The organism is Sporosarcina psychrophila (assembly GCF_001590685.1).
Taxonomy (GTDB): Bacteria; Bacillota; Bacilli; order Bacillales_A; family Planococcaceae; genus Sporosarcina; species Sporosarcina psychrophila.
Window position 1 is genome coordinate 4,282,410 of sequence record NZ_CP014616.1, and the last position, 16,304, is coordinate 4,298,713.

The following is a 16,304-nucleotide window of genomic DNA, read 5'->3' on the forward strand; positions in this document are numbered from 1 at the left end:
AGAATGGTGTCTTGTTCAGCCAAAACGTTACGAACTTATAGCAATCAACAAAAAGCCCCTCTATCACGGAATTCCTTCCGCCTAGAGGGGCTACTTTAACTTGATTGAGCCTCCGGCGGATGTCACAAATTTTGAAAGGAGTTAATTGCGCAAGCGCAATTCAAAATTTGGACGTAATTTCGCCGAGGCGTAATTAATTTACGCTTCTACTGTTTCTTTTGAATACCTCTTTTTGTAAAGAAGTGCAAAGTATCCGAATGTAATCGCAAGGAACGCGACCATGAATCCGATGAGAATACCGTTATTCATCCAAAGGAATGACATATTGCCTGTTGAGATGGCGGCTTTGAATGCTTGTACGGAATACGTCATCGGCAATAATGTGTTGAAAATTTGCAGTGGTGCCGGTATTAATTCGAGCGGGAATGTCCCTGCGCTTGTCGTCAATTGCAAGATCAGGACAAGGATTGCTACAAAACGTCCCGCGTCTGAAAGAATGGACACGCACATCTGTACAAGCGCAATGAATGTGTAGCTCGTGATGATCGCAGTCAAGACGAATAACGGTGTATTCACTGTTTCCATGCCGAGTGCAAATTTCACAACTCCTGCTGCGATAAGTGCCTGCAATAGACCGACGATCGCCAGCACAGAAACTTTACTTGTGAACCATCCGAATGCCCCTGTCGGTTTAATAGCCGGTTCGACTAGCGGGAAGACGATGGAAAGAAGAAGCGCACCAACAAATAATCCAAGTGACAAGAAGTATGGTGCAAAACCGGTACCATAGTTCGGTACTTGGTTAATGCCATCTTTCTCAACATCTACAGGTGCCCCGACCATTCCATATGTTTTGTCTGTCGGATTCACTTCACTGGCAGTTCCATTTGCTTCCGCAAGTTTTTCTTGCAGTGTCAATGTTCCTTCATCAAGTTCAACTATACCATCAGCAATTGTCGCTGATCCTTTAGCAAGTTCTTGCGATTTAGATGCAAGTGTTTCTGTTCCTGTTTGTAGTGTACCCGTTCCTTCTGTTAATGAAGTGAGGCCTGTTGCAAGATCGGATGACCCTTTCTGTGCAGCCGTGACGCCTTCAGAAAATTGTTTCAATCCAGCTGCAAGTGTATCGTTGCCTGACGCAAGAGCGTTCGCCCCTTCAATTAGTTGTGGGGAAGATCCGTTCAACTTCTCTAACCCAGCAAGTCCTTGACTATGTGCGCCGGAAAGTTGACCTGCAGCGCCATTTAAATCTGTGGTACCTGCCGCCATTGAAGCTGTACCAGCAGATAATTCTTTCATTCCGCCAGAAAGTTCAGCGCTTCCTTGTTTCAATTGGCCGAGTGTTTCTTTGATTGCAGTTTGTTGTTCCTCTGAAAGTTCAGCAAGAACAGGAGCGAGCTGTGTAGACAACCCCTCAATTCCAGCAGTTAAATTTCCGGCCGCACCAGAAAGCTGACCTGCCGCACCATTCAATTGCCCTGATTTCTCTTTCAATGTCCCAACAGCTGCGTTAAATTCTTGTTCCTTCTGACCCATTTGACCGTAACTTGCGGTCAATTGGCCGACACCTTCTGTATAGCCAGCGATGCCATCCTTAAGTCCTCCAGCTCCTGCTGACGCCTTTTGTGCACCTGCAAGAAGATCTTTTGACCCTTGCGATAAAGTACCGAGTCCTTTATTCAACTCATTGGCACCTTTAGCTGCATCGTTCGCTCCTTGTGCAAGTTTCTGTGAACCATCCGCAAGTGTAATCGTGCTACTTGCCAACGTTTCAAGATACCCTTTCAATTCATCTGCACCTGATGATAGTTTTGCGGCACCATCATGTAATTCACCGGCGCCGTCCGCCGCTTCACCGAATCCATCGCCCATTTCCGTAATGGAATCAAAGAGCTTTTCCGCGTACGTTGAAGCGACTTGTTCATTCACTTCTGCACGGATCCGATCCATTGCCGTTTCTCCGATCTGAGCAGATAGGAAGTTGAACCCTTCATTTGGCTTATAGACAATTGTCAGTTTTTCCGGTTCATCATCCAAAAGTGTTGTTGCATGTTCGGAGAAGTTTTCCGGTATTTCAATTACGACGTAATAATCTTCATTTTCGAGCCCATTTTCTGCATCTGATTTTGATACTTTCTTAAAATCAAACTGCTTACTGTCAATTAATTTATCGGTCAGTTCTTTCCCAAGGGCCAACTGTTTGCCGTCCATTTCCGCTCCATTATCAAGGTCGACGATTGCAACAGGCAAATCACTCATATTGGCATATGGATTCCAAAACGCCCATAAAAACATGCCTGCATAAAGGACAGGGATAAACAATATAGCTATCAGTGGAACGATTATTTTTTTTGAACGTAAGAGCAGTTTCCACTCTGCCCATGTCATTGAATTTTTCATCTATTTACTTCCTCCTGTACTGGTTGACCACTTTCCTCAAGTAGTCATTTCAGAATAAAAAATAAAGTCTCAAACTAAGAGACTTTTAAAAATGGTCCCATTTAATAACGCAGCGATACGCTCTTCCGATAGCTCTTCATCGTGGGTTTTATCCCAGTCTGAGACAAGTGCGAGGTATGCTTTAAATAACATATATGCGACAAGTTCTGTATCGCAAGGCTTTACTTCACCTTTGGCAATTCCCTTTTCGATCTTCTCTTTTACATAAAAAACGATTTCTTTTTCAATTGCCTGTAGCACTTCACCTACGGCAGGTGTACGCAGTTCTTTTTCTTCATCTATTAACTTCACATACAATTGATGCGTTCCACGGAATTTGAGCATTTGCATCAGTCTAGCATGGGCATTTTGTTCAAAAGGTGCACCTTCAACAGAAACAGCATCTGCTTCCGCACGCATTTCGTTAATCATCTTCAATACAATGGCATTGAACAGTTCTTCTTTATTGGAGAAGAACGTATAGATTGTTCCTTTGCCGACATTCGCAATTTTCGCAACTTGGTCCATCGTTGTTGCTTTATAGCCGAACAGCGAAAATGATTTCGCGGCTCCCTCGAGAATTTCTTGCCTGCGGTCCATTTTTCCACCTCACTTTGAATGGATTATTTTATTGACCATAAAACCATTTCGGTCATCTAGTCACTATATTACTCCGCCTGAAAGAATTATGCAAGTTTTTTTAAAGAACGAAAAAGTCTGGGAAAGGATTACGCCCTCCCAGACTGTATACACTCCGTACCTATTCTACTTCTCTCATCCATATTTCATAATAAGACTCTAGCTCTTGTTTAATCACGGTAACTTCCGCCATGATTGATTCATATTTCATCCAATCAGATTCGTCTTCCGCTTCCTTTTCCAATGAATCGATTTTTTGTTCAAGTCTCGCTATTTCTTGTTCCACGTTTATAGTTACTTCTTTTTCCTTTTTATCTATCTTCGGCTTTTTCACTGCAATGGGTTCAGGCACTCCGACTACCATGCGACTTTGAATCTCTTGCCACTTTTCACGTGCCCAATTATAGGGTCCTTCAAATGTCGTCATGAGTCCATCTTCCAACCATGCTGTGCGAGAGAATAATTTATTCAAGAAATAACGATCATGTGAAACGGCAACGATTGTACCCGTAAAGTCTTCCAGTGCCTCTTCAAGCACTTCACGTGACTCAATATCCAAATGGTTTGTTGGCTCGTCAAGCACAAGGAAATTAACGTCCTGGTACATCAGCTGTGCCAATCGAAGCCGCATGCGCTCTCCACCGCTTAGGTCGCCAACTCGCATGAATACATCTGGACCGTAAAACATAAACTTCGCTAATATATGTCGGGCTTCCCCTTCGGCAATAGTTACTTCACCCCGAAAGACATCTATCAAACGCGCCTTCGGATCCGAAATTTCAAAGTGCTGCGACAAGAATCCGATTTTCACATTACTTCCCACTTTACTCATTCCAGTGTCAATCGGAAGCTCACCTAAAAGAATTCTCAGTACGGTCGATTTCCCGCACCCATTCCGCCCTACAATCGCTGTTCGATCCTTCCAATACACATGGAAGTCCGCACCCTTCAATAGCTCCTGTTGACCAAATGATTTCGTGATTCCTTCCATTACAACGACTTCCTTACCACTCCGTGGCGCAGCTTCAAACGACAAAGTCATTTTCTTCGGGTCGATAAGTGGCTTTCTTACCTTTTCCATCCGTTCTAGCGCCCGTTCCATATTGCGCGCTTGTCGGTGCAATCCAGGGTTTGGAGGATTGGCTTCATTTGCCCATTGGTGGAGCCGTTTAATGGCCTCTTTCATTTTTTTAATTTTCTTTTGTTGCTCTTCGTAATTTTGGAATTCCCTCATGAGACGCGCTTCTTTTTCTAGAATAAAGGCAGAATAATTCCCGTAATAAAGATGAATCTCCCCTTCTTCAAGATCAGCAACCTTCGTCACGACACAATCCAAGAAGTAACGGTCATGTGAAATAATAACTACTGTTCCTGAGTAATCCGTTAAATATGCTTCCAACCATTCAACTGCAAATAAGTCCAAATGATTCGTCGGTTCATCCAATAACAACAAATCAGGTTTCGTTAATAATAGCTTCCCAAGCATAATCTTCGTCTGTTCGCCACCGCTCAATTGCACAAAAGAACGTCCAACAAACGGTTTCAATTGCAATCCATTGATGACTTTCTCAATTTCCGAATCTACGGCATAGCCCTCACGATTGGCGAATTCCTCCTGTAAATCTCCGTATACCCGAAGCAACTTATCCATGTCCGCGTTTCCGGCATTGGCTAGCTCTGCTTCTAACTCCGACATTTTTGCCTGCATTTCTTTTAGTTCTACAAATGCACTGTTGAGCACATCATAACCGGTCGTTTCTTTTTCATATAAAGGGATTTGCGCTAAATAGCCTATCTTTGTACCCTTTTTAAAATGAATTGCCCCACTGTCAGGTTGCTCCGCTCCCGAAATCAACTTAAATAACGTTGTTTTCCCACTACCGTTCCGTCCGACAACACCTAATTTATCACCTGTTTTAATGTCCAAAGAAAGATTCTCAAAAATCATATTCCCACCGAGCATTTTGCTTATTTGTTGAACTGTACATATCATCATTTTCCGCTTCCCCTCGTCCTGTTTTCACAACTGGAAGCATCTCACGAAAAGAGCTAGCGCCTTGGTAGACCCAAAAAGCACTGGAGTCTAGACAACAAAAAAGACCGCGTGTAAGCGATCTTCCCCTTAAAAATTTTCGCAAGGAATGCATGCTAAACAGCTGTGTGATTACTGAAATTGTCTAGAAAAGGACAGACTCGTCCCGTCGACTGCAATTTCATGAGTAATCGCACATGAAGTGGCTAAATATTCCAATAGACTTCCACGTGCATACACAGTGTCTAACATCATTCCTCACCCCCGCTCACTAATAGTAAGAATAGTTTAACACGGATAGGTTTTTATGGCAAGAATTGTATAGATGACTTCTATACAACATTTAGGACAAGTGAATGTACACGAGGTTACTTAAAATCATGTTTTGTTAATAATATTTCACATATTATTAACAAGAGTACATCACTTAGATATTCTTGAGGTGTACTTTTGGTTTTATCAGAGTACAAATATAGCTCAGCCTTCAATATCCCGTTTCGAATACCCGATAAAGCCGACAATCACTAACACACCCGCAAAAACTGTCAGTATGAAGAACATCATAAAATTCATACCTTCAACAGGAAGTTGAGGAATATGACCATATGGAGATAGATTACCCATCCATTCCGGAAATTTAAGCAACCCACCTAAGTAAACAACAATGAATGAATAGAGCAAGTATACCCAAGTTAAACTCGTCACTCTCGGTGCAATCCCAATGAGAAGTACCGCAAACCCAATCATAATCCATATCGCAGGGAGATAAACCATTGCCGCCCCGTAAATCATTCCAAAAGAGATACCCCCGTCTATAACGACTACACCTGCTGACCAAAGACCGATTGCTGTAAGAGACAACATTACAAAGCTGACGGCAATGGCAACGCTAAACGTGCTGCCCATCAGCCGCGAACGGGATACCGCCCGACTTAGTAAATGCTCCGTACGCTCCTTCCTCTCTTCCCCTATCAACTTGAGCATGGCCATTAGAGCCGGAATTGTGCAGATCATCGCCATAATGGACATAAGCATTGGGATGAATTGTTCTGTTAATGAAAGCCCTTCAACAGGTGCTATAAGATCCTTCATTATGTCGATATCTTCAAAGAAGGAATCCAAGTCCCCTAAAACCGAGCCATAAGAGGCGCCTAGCACGTACATTCCAATTGCCCAGGCTATTAACGATGTACGCTGAAGCCTTAACGTCAACCCAAGCGGGCTTTGTAAAAAGGCTGATGCATGTTTTTTCCCAGGTTTGGAGGATAAAAATCCCGATCCTAGATCACGGATAGCATTCAGATAGAGTGCGACAATGACCAAGATAAGTGCGGCACCAATCGTCAGTAAAATTGGCCACCAGTAATTATTCACATATACTTGCGCACCCAATACCCAACCAAACGGCGAAAACCAAGAAAGTCCCTCATTGCCTACATCCCCTATTGCACGGATGAAATAAGCAATACCCAACGCTGTAAAGGATAATCCGGTCGTGCCTCGAGAACTTTCCGAAATCTGTGCAAACACTGCAGTTAGCGCTGTGAAAAAAATACCTGTTGCCGCTAAAGCCGCTCCATATAAGAGCGAACCTTCCATACCCATACCTTCTATATTCAGAACGGACAAACCAATACCGATAATGAGCGCCATGATGACATTCACTCCGCATATAACAAGAATGGTTGCATGTAAATTTGATAATCGTCCAGTAGGAAGCGAACGGATCATTTCAATACGTCCGTCCTCTTCATCCGCTCTTGTATGACGTACAACAAGTAAGATACTCATAATTGCAACTGCCACAGCTGTGAAGAGCAACATTTGGTGAGCCATCATAGCACCTGACGTGTAATTTTCTAAGCCATATCCTTTACCGACCATCGCAGTCATGGCAGGGTTCTTCATCGTTTCAGCAATTGCCTGTCTGTCTTGCTCCGTCGCGTAAAGATCTGTAAATGAGAGGGCGATAGAAAATGTAAGAATCGCTAAAGATAGCAACCAAATCGGAAGTCGGATACGATCTCTTCTTATGATTAAACGAGATAAAGTTCCAGTGTTTTTGTACAAATGCTTCGCCATTAAGACGCACCTCCCACTCCCGTTTCTTCAGTTCCCTCAGAGTTTCCTTCATAGTACCCCATAAATAAATCCTCTAAAGTTGGTGGTGCACTTTCCAATTTCACAATACCGAATTGACTAATATGTTTCATAACAGTGTCCAATGCTTCAGTTTCTACTTGGAATGACAGTGCTTGATTTTTCTCTTTAATATCATAGACACCTGTTATTTCTTGTAACAACGTAATCGGTTGTTTTGTCTCTACCAAAAGATTTGTACGTGTTAAATGTCGTAATTCACGTAAAGTTCCTGTTTCGATAATCTTCCCTTGCCTAATAATACCAACCCTGTCACACAACTTTTCTACTTCAGATAAAATATGACTGGAAAGCAGGACACTCTTCCCTGCTCTTTTCACATCCATCACACACTGTTGGAAAACTTGTTCCATTAACGGATCAAGGCCTGACGTCGGTTCATCCAATATATAAAGATCTGCTTCTGACGAGAAGGCAGCAATCAATGCCACCTTTTGCCGGTTTCCTTTTGAATACGTTCTACATTTTTTAGTTGGATCTAAATCGAATTTGCGAATGAGTTCCTCACGCCGACTTTCATGATTTGCCCCTCGCAATTTCACGAATAAATCAATTACCTCACCACCGGTTAAATTTGGCCACAGATTCACATCTCCTGGCACATAAGCAATACGCTTATGTATTTCAACTGCGTCTTCCCACGCATCCTTACCAAAAATCTCAACAGTTCCCTCTGTTGCCTTTAAAATTCCGAGTAATACGCGGATAGTGGTAGACTTTCCAGCACCATTCGGACCGATGAAACCAAAAACTTCTCCTTTGTTCAATTCAAGGTCTATTCCATCTAAAGCTGTAAAACCACCGAACTTTTTCGTTAAATTGGTCGTTTTTAATACAGTCATTATTAATCCCCCATTCATAAAAAACGTATTAGTTTTGAAATATTATAGTCTTTATAGTTCATAATATAAGAAAACAAACTCCTTAGCAATAGTTTATGCACTATTTATATTGTTTTATTACATATCTTCCGCTAAACTAGCAATGAGGTGAAAGAGGTGGATGGATTTCAACGACGTAGAGAACAAAAAGAAAATGCGATTCTACAAGCCGCATTGACATTATTTATGGATGCTGGTGTCCAAAAAGTTTCGATTGCTGAAATCGCTGCGAAAGCGAATGTATCTCAGGTTACGATTTATAAATACTTTGAAAGTAAAGAAAATTTAACCCAGCTCGTTCTCAAATTCTATGTAGACCAAATATGGGAAGAACAAAAAAAGCAATTAAATAGTGATCTTCCTTTTTTGGATAAAATAAAGCAAATTACTTTCAGCAAAAGTGACTATGCAAATCAATTTAACAGCCAATTTTTCCAATACTTTATGAATGATTATTCAACCGGAAAAAGTTATGTTGAAGAAATATATACAAGAGAAGCAATTCCTCGCATGATTGCTTTGTTTGACGAGGGAAAAGAGCAAGGGTTTATTGATCAAAACATGTCGAATGAAGCAATTTTAGTTTATATGCAAATGTTTAAAGACTATTTACAGCAAAAAGATGTCTCCTTAACTGTACTCCCGATGACTGAAGATCTTATAACGCTTTTCTTTTATGGGATAGTCGGAAAAAAAGAGGAGTAAACCTCGTTAACATACAAAAAGGTGTTGCCCTATGAGTCGCTAAATTTCCGACTTGTGGGCAACACCTTTTTTAAAAGATAAGTATACGTTTTCAACTAGGTACAGTGTCTAGTTCCAGACGACCTCTGTTTTTCATGTACAATATAAAGCAAATCGAACAGCTCTTCCCTATTTTCTCTCTTACGCCAATTGTTGTTCAGCAAATTCACGATACAACGCATGTGATTGTATCAATTCTTTATGAGTTCCACTGCCCGTCACTTGCCCATTTTCGATGAAAATGATTTTATCTGCATCGACAATAGTTGATAACCTGTGGGCAATGACGAATGTTGTACGCCCTTCCATCAATCGCGTCAGTGCATCTTGAACGACGCCTTCCGATTGGCTATCCAGGCTCGCAGTTGCTTCGTCCATCATCAAGATCTTTGGATCCCGTAAAAAAGCACGAGCGATGGCGATACGTTGCCTTTGCCCTCCAGAAAGTTTCACACCTCGTTCGCCGACTTCTGTATCCAATCCTTTCGAAAATGTTTTAACAAATTCGTCGGCATACGCCATTTCAGCGACTTCCCAAAGCCTTTGATCCGAAATGCTGGCCCCATTTTCTAAACCGTAACATAAGTTTTCACGAATTGTCCCCGCCATCATGGCACTCTCTTGTGAAACGTAACCGATTTGACTACGCCACGACGCCATCGACAACTCTTTTATCGGCACACCGCCAATTTGAATTTCACCGGATGTCGGTTCGTAAAAACGCTCAAGTAATCCGAACATCGTCGTTTTCCCTCCACCACTCGGTCCGGCGAACGCAATCATTTCACCAGGCTGGGCCTCAAAGGACACATTTCCAATCACCGGCTCGTCGTCTTCATAGGCAAACGATACGTCTACAACTTGAATTGGTTTGTTCGTAATATCCATCACCAGGCCATCTTGTCCTTCTTCCAATGGCAATTCCAAAATGTCGATAATACGCTCTGTTGCGCCTTTCGCTTTCTGCAATTGCGTGAAGAACATCGCAAATGATGTAATCGGAAAAATAATTTGGAACAGATACAATAGGAATGCAACAAGTGCACCTGTCGACATTGTACCGTTTGCAACACGCATACCGCCGTACCCAATAATCATGACAATGACCACCATAACAACTAGATACATAAAGGGAGCAATCAGAGCAGTGATTCGAGCTTCTTTCAAGCCAAAACCGAGTAATTTCCCGATTCCAGCTTTTCCACTCGCCTCTTCGTTCTGTTCAGCATTAGAAGCTTTCATCAAGCGAATTTCGCCGAGTGTCTGTTGAATATTGCCTGTGAATATAGCTGTTTCATCTTGTAATCCACGAGAAATTTTCGCCATTTTGGTGCCTAATGGAATCATAATTCCCACTGTAATTGGAACCGAAATCAACATGATAAGTGTCATTTTCCAATCCATAATAAGCAGGATCGTCACCGCACCTATAATCGAAATGATACCCGTAATGAATTGCGGGAAATGTTGCGTAATCAATTCTTTCACGATTCCCGTATCATTGACGACACGGCTCACCGTTTCACCGCTAGATTCCTTGTCAAAATGACTGACAGGCAAACGAAGCAGTTTTGTCCACATTCTTTCACGTAATCTCGCAACTACTTTTTGTCCTACATAACTTAGCAAATAAATGGATACCCCATCAATTACTGCTTGAACAATAAATGCTACCCCGATAGCAATCATTATCGGGACGCTTAACGAGGCAACTGAAAAGCCATCCACTAAGTTTTTCGTTAGTAAAGGAACAACCAAACCTGCAAGTGTTGTCAACACACCTGCCGTCAAGCCTACAGCCAAAGCTAGCTTCGGGATTCCTGTTGATAAAATCAGAGAGAAAAACGGCTTCAAGCCGACTTTTTTCTTGTCCATAGTTTTTAACTCCATTCCGTTGAATCTTTTAATAAGTTCATTTTAGTAGATGTATGTAAACTCAATATCAACAAACTACATTTTGTCACTCGAAATAAATAAATCCAACAACTTATTTTGAATGCATCTATCCAAAGGAACTTGGTAAGATACCCTGGTTTACAAATTGGATCACCGAGAAGTCCATTCAAGTTCTCGGGACGGATTATTCCCGTGATATTATTACAAATGTACCCATAAAATCGGATCATCATAACGTTGAATACGCGAGAAAAGTTGCACAGGATTCACTTGACTACTTAAACTATATTAACAGGAATCAAATCCGGGCGTTCACTATTCATATAATGTGTGCAGACTATTAGGATTGCTTGATTATCGTTTATAGTAAAATCTTAACCCAATTCAATCTATAAATACACTTTACAAGATTGACCCGTACTTAAATAAACTCCCAATAAAAAGGTTAGCAGGGACAGATATCTCCGTCCCACGCTAACCTTACACCGCTTAAATACTTAAATTCCGTAATCGATCAACCGCTTTCTGCAGCACATCTACTTTCTGAACAAGCGCCAACCGAACGTATCCAGCGCCTTCAGAACCGAAGATACTGCCCGGAACCATGACAACACCACATTGGTCGATTACTTTAAATACAAATTCCTTATCATCCATCTCAAACGGATATTTTGCCCATACAAACATCCCGCCGTTTGAAGGAGTAGCAGACCAACCAATCTCCTCCATGCCTTTCATTAATACCCTATGGCGCGCAGAAAATTCTGCCCGCAGGCGATCCGTAATCTCTTCCGCATTATCGAGCGCCATAACAGCCGCTTCCTGAATCGGACCGAACGTTCCATAATCCAAATTTGATTTGAGTTGTCTTAAAATATGTACTATCTCAGCATTACCTACGATATAGGCGATACGTGCACCGGCAAGGCTAAAGCTTTTAGATAATGAATTAATCTCCATTCCGACCTCCATTGCACCGGGAGTCGATAGAAAACTAATTGGAGAATCACCTGTAAAATAGTATTCAGAATAAGCAGCGTCATGAAGCACAATAATATTGTATTTCTTGGCGAAAGCTACTACTTTCTCGAAAAATGCACAATTCGGCATAGCAGGAACAGGGTTTCCTGGTAGATTCAAAATCAGCAATTTAGCTTTTTGTGCAATGTCTTCAGGAATTTCATCCAAATTAGGTAGAAACCCGTTTTCTGCACGTAACGGCATCTCATATGGAACAGCGCCAGCAAGCTTAATGCCAGCCTCATAAGCTACGTAAGCAGGATTCGTTGTCAACACAAAGTCCCCTTCATTGCAAAAAGCGAGTGGCAGATGGACAAGTCCTTCTTGAGAACCCATTGTTTGAATGATTTCCGTTTCAGGATTGAGCATAACACCGGAACGTCGTTCATAATAATTCGCGACGGCTTCGTTAAACCGTTTTGTGCCGCCAAGTGTATAGCCATATGTATTCGCCAGAGCGCTTTGTTCTGATAACACACGTCTCACTTTTTCGTCAGGAGGAAGATCCGGACTCCCAAGACTTAAATCAAAGACTTCAGCGCCCGTTGCTTTTTTCGCTTCGGCTGCTACTTTTAAATCGCCGAAAATGGCAGGTGCAAAAATGGACATTTTTAACGAAGGTTCAATCTTCAATGGGAAACACTCCTTGTTTGTGGGAAATTGTTTTTAAGGAGTATTTTATCACAAACTATGTAGCTAGTGTAAATAAGGTTGTAAAAAAGGTAATTTGATTTACCATTTATTCGCATAAAATACTAGCGAGAAGGGCTTGATAACCTCCATTTCCACTGGACTATTTTCGGCCCGCTTTCGACTACCTATTCATGACAGATTTACTGAGGGGTACTAGTGTGGCTACACTATTCAAGTGAAAAATGCAGTTGTTTTGGAAGAAAAGAATTTATGATATTCTATATAGTGTGTAAGTGCCGCTCGGAACGGAAATCAACGGGATTGAAGGTAATCGTACTTTTTCAGTGCCCTCATACATGTACTTATGAATTTGAAGTGCGACGGATGAAGGACCACCATACGATTATCGGAAAAACTGTGTAGGGATGCGACTGTGTTGCATCCCTACACATCCAGACATCTCGATAATGGTAGAGTAGTCGTTCAATCCAAGCAATCCAAGTGCAACTATGCACGTAGCACCCAGTGTATGATCATTTTAATTACTGGTTAGTTAATCAACAGACGTGGCATTCTATATCTTTGAATTCAACAGGATAAGCTTGTTAGTCACGAGGATCCATTCCCAGTCATATAAACTTCTTCAAACGGTTGAATGATAACAAAACCTTCACCGCTAAACTCCATTTGAATCGATTCTCCACTACCGCGACCAAAGAAGGTCTTAATACTAATATCTGTTCGGAACTCCGGTGTTAAATGGCCAGACCAGGCGACCGTTGCATTAGGATCTGTAATGACGGGTTCTCCAGGATGGACAAGTAGCGTTAGCGGCTCGAAATGGGTAGTAATCGCAACCTTGCCCTTCCCTTTCAACGTTACGTTGAACAGTCCACCAGACATCATGCCTGCCACTTTCTTCATAAGCTTAATATCCCATTCAATAGTTGGTTCAAACGCAAGAAGATCATTGCCGTTCACCGTAATCGATTCATTATTCAAATCGAAAATGGTTATCTTCTTCCCTTGATCCGCTAAGTAAAGCCGACCATTCCCTGTTGCTTTCATCAGCGAAGTACCTTCACCCGTGAGCGCTTTTTTAAACATCATGCCTACACCATGCTCAAGCACTTTTTCCCGCTCGAATTTAATCTGACCCGCATATGAGATCATGGAGCCCATCTTTGCCCAGACAAAGTCGGTTAGATTCACTTCCAGAATTCGCGGTGTTTCCAATTCAAAGTATTCACTTTCCCGCTCATCCTGCTTTGTTTGTTTAATGAATTCATTAATCGTATATTTCCCCATCTATATCTCCCCTTTCGTAACAATGCCTATTACTTGTTGTCGAAACTTAATTTTCGACTGTCATTGTACCAAGAAAAAATCCTGAGAGGTCTTCCCCTTCAGGACTGTAATTTCACTCAAACGGCCATTCAGGTAGCCGATTACTCAATTTCTTATCTTCACGATACCCAAGCACATATTCTGCCTGCATAACCGTATGGATCTCACGAGTTCCTTCATAGATGACAGGCGCCTTTGAGTTTCGCAGGAACCTGGCGACAGGGTATTCATCCGAATAACCATAAGCCCCATGAATCTGGAATGCATCATCCGCTGCTTTATTGGCAAAATCGCATGCCTGCCATTTCGCCAGCGACGTTTCGCGCGTATTGCGCAAGCCATTATTTTTCATGTCACCTGCTCGATAGACAAGAAGTCGGCTCATCTGATAGCCCGCTTCCATGTTAGCAATCATTTGTTGGACGAGTTGGTGTCTGCCGATTTCCTTACCGAACGTTTCCCGTGCATGACAATATTTCACGCTTTCTTCGAGGCAACCCATGATTAAGCCAACCGCTCCCGCAGCGACAGTGAAACGCCCATTATCAAGTGACGCCATGGCAATTTTAAATCCATCGCCTTCTTCACCTACTAAATTCGCAGCCGGGATACGCATATCCTCGAAAAATAGTTCGCCTGTATTGCCTGCACGAATACCGTATTTTCCTTTGATCGCTTTCGATGAAAAACCTGGTGTCGTTCGTTCGACGATGAACGCGCTAATACCATGGTGTTTTTTTGCTTTATCCGTATAGGCAAAAACGAGGAAATGATCCGCGACATCACAAAGGGAAATCCATGTTTTTTGACCGTTTAATACATAGTCATCTCCGTCACGCACGGCAGTTGTTGCCATTGCCGCAACGTCGGAACCTGCACCCGGTTCTGTCAACCCGAATGCACCTATTTTTTCACCCTTCGCTTGTGGTACAAGGTATTTCTGCTTCTGTTCTTCATCGCCCCACTGCAGTAGACTCATCGAGTTCAAGCCGATATGGACCGATACCGCTGTCCGGAACGCCGTATCTCCACGTTCCAATTCTTCACACAGTATTGCGAGCGAATTATAATCCATTCCACTGCCACCATATTTTTCGGGTATACACACGCCCATGAAGCCAAGATCCGCAAGCTTCTTCCAAATCGCCTGATCGAATCCACCTTGTGCATCCCATTTCTGGATATGGGGCATAATTTCTGCGTCGACAAACTGACGCGCCGTTTTCCTCAGCATCTTCTGTTCTTCCGTAAATCCGAAGTCCACCTCTTCATCTCCTTTCATAAACCACTATGTCGTTAGTGAGATTGGAAACTATACGTTTTCAACATGGAACATTGTTCGACTCGATACTTTCTTCGATAACGACACCGCGCTTTTTCATCTCTTCAATATACAATTCACCGGGTACGATATTCTCTGGCGGATGGACTCCACGTTTCGAAATAGTGCCATTGCCAATCATTTGTGCCACGATGGAAATCGTATTTGCCGTCGCACGAGCCATCGCAGTCTCGTTTACTGCAGTGTCTTTCTCCGTAATAAGGTCATATTCGTATGTTACTGGCATAGCACTTTTTTCACCGCTCACAATAACGCGTAGCAACACTGCATCTGATTTCTTACCGAGGCGAAGTTGAGGCGACAGATGCTCTCTCATGACGTCGCGGACTTTCACTTTTTGACCGTCAACAGTCACTTCGTTGTCCCGAGATAACAAACCTAGATCGACAAGCAGCTGGAACTTCTCTGCGTGCCCTTTGTAACGAATCGTCTTGTATTCAAGTGTCTCCACGTCCGGGAACGACTTCGTTAGTGTCGACGTGCCACCTGATGTATGAAACGCTTCAAGCTCGCCGTATTTATCAAAATGGATTGTTTCGATTTCGGACAATGATGGAACTTCCAACAGTTGCCCGTTTCTAATAACGTGGGAAGGGTCAGTGTAATGATCAAACACGCCTTCCAGTGAAAAGACGACATTATAATTAAGTGGCGGCTCCGGCTTTATCGGAATTCCTCCAACATATAGTTTGATGGAATTAACCTTTTCGAGTTTTCCCGCCCCGTAACCAGTAAGAATATTAATCATTCCAGGAGCTACCCCTAGATCCGGAATGATTGTCACGCCTTTTGCAATCGCCTGATCCGCCAGACCGAGCACCGCATCCGTAGCGCCACCGATATGACCGCCAAGATCAATGGAATGGACACCGATATCTACTGCGATTCGGGCAACCTTTTCATTAAACGTATAGAATAGCGCATTGATAACCACATCCCCTAATGCCATCACTTCACTTAATTGCTTATCGTTTTTAGCATCCAGTAACAGGATATCAAGCTTATCGGACATGAGTTCCTCCGCAAAGTCTTCCGCTTGCTTGACGTTCAGATCCGCTAAATAAACTTTTTCGACGTCATCACCCTTCACTAGATCGCGTGCCGCCTCTTTCCCCATTAAACCTGCTCCAAGTATGACAACCTTCATTTCCCCATCCCCTTACGTTAGGAA

Annotated in this window: 12 protein-coding genes; 1 reads left to right on the plus strand and 11 read right to left on the minus strand. The window is 42.5% G+C overall.

The features are described from left to right. Positions 1-198: 198 nt before the first annotated feature. From AZE41_RS20030 to AZE41_RS20050, 6 genes are all read right to left on the minus strand, one after another. Complete coding sequence (locus tag AZE41_RS20030; protein WP_231885731.1) at positions 199-2,400, minus strand: YhgE/Pip family protein; 2,202 nt, start codon at positions 2,398-2,400, stop codon at positions 199-201. Positions 2,401-2,469: 69 nt separating this feature from the next. After that, positions 2,470-3,039, minus strand: coding sequence for a TetR/AcrR family transcriptional regulator (locus tag AZE41_RS20035; protein WP_067213367.1), 570 nt, complete (start codon positions 3,037-3,039; stop codon positions 2,470-2,472). 160 nt (positions 3,040-3,199) lie between these two features. Beyond that, positions 3,200-5,071: a ribosomal protection-like ABC-F family protein gene (gene abc-f, locus AZE41_RS20040; RefSeq protein ID WP_067214087.1), complete on the minus strand. Its 1,872-nt coding sequence runs from the start codon at positions 5,069-5,071 to the stop codon at positions 3,200-3,202. 171 nt (positions 5,072-5,242) lie between these two features. Continuing rightward, complete coding sequence (locus AZE41_RS23495; protein ID WP_257722493.1) at positions 5,243-5,365, minus strand: RAxF-45 family protein; 123 nt, start codon at positions 5,363-5,365, stop codon at positions 5,243-5,245. Positions 5,366-5,587: 222 nt separating this feature from the next. Continuing rightward, complete coding sequence (locus AZE41_RS20045) at positions 5,588-7,192, minus strand: ABC transporter permease (protein WP_067213369.1); 1,605 nt, start codon at positions 7,190-7,192, stop codon at positions 5,588-5,590. After that, entirely contained in the window at positions 7,192-8,112 is a 921-nt protein-coding gene (locus tag AZE41_RS20050; protein ID WP_067213371.1) for an ABC transporter ATP-binding protein, read from the minus strand. Before AZE41_RS20050 ends, AZE41_RS20045 begins: the two co-directional genes overlap by 1 nt. 156 nt (positions 8,113-8,268) lie before the next feature. Here AZE41_RS20050 and AZE41_RS20055 point away from each other — a divergent pair, with 156 nt between their 5' ends. After that, positions 8,269-8,856 carry a TetR/AcrR family transcriptional regulator gene (locus AZE41_RS20055; protein WP_067213374.1) on the plus strand — a complete coding sequence of 196 codons (588 nt, stop codon included), beginning with the start codon at positions 8,269-8,271 and terminating at the stop codon, positions 8,854-8,856. Between the two features lie 180 nt (positions 8,857-9,036). Here the strand turns inward: AZE41_RS20055 and AZE41_RS20060 are convergent, their stop codons facing one another. The 5 genes from AZE41_RS20060 to AZE41_RS20080 form a co-directional block, all read right to left on the minus strand. Continuing rightward, positions 9,037-10,770: an ABC transporter ATP-binding protein gene (locus tag AZE41_RS20060; protein WP_067213376.1), complete on the minus strand. Its 1,734-nt coding sequence runs from the start codon at positions 10,768-10,770 to the stop codon at positions 9,037-9,039. Positions 10,771-11,280: 510 nt separating this feature from the next. Beyond that, positions 11,281-12,444: an aminotransferase class I/II-fold pyridoxal phosphate-dependent enzyme gene (locus AZE41_RS20065; RefSeq protein ID WP_067213378.1), complete on the minus strand. Its 1,164-nt coding sequence runs from the start codon at positions 12,442-12,444 to the stop codon at positions 11,281-11,283. 609 nt (positions 12,445-13,053) lie between these two features. Beyond that, positions 13,054-13,752: an AIM24 family protein gene (locus AZE41_RS20070; RefSeq protein ID WP_067213381.1), complete on the minus strand. Its 699-nt coding sequence runs from the start codon at positions 13,750-13,752 to the stop codon at positions 13,054-13,056. Between the two features lie 112 nt (positions 13,753-13,864). Beyond that, on the minus strand, positions 13,865-15,055 hold the full coding sequence (locus tag AZE41_RS20075; protein WP_067213383.1) for an acyl-CoA dehydrogenase family protein: 1,191 nt from the start codon (positions 15,053-15,055) through the stop codon (positions 13,865-13,867). A 58-nt stretch (positions 15,056-15,113) separates the two neighbouring features. Further along, on the minus strand, positions 15,114-16,280 hold the full coding sequence (locus AZE41_RS20080) for a saccharopine dehydrogenase family protein (protein ID WP_067213386.1): 1,167 nt from the start codon (positions 16,278-16,280) through the stop codon (positions 15,114-15,116). Between the last annotated feature and the right edge of the window lie 24 nt (positions 16,281-16,304).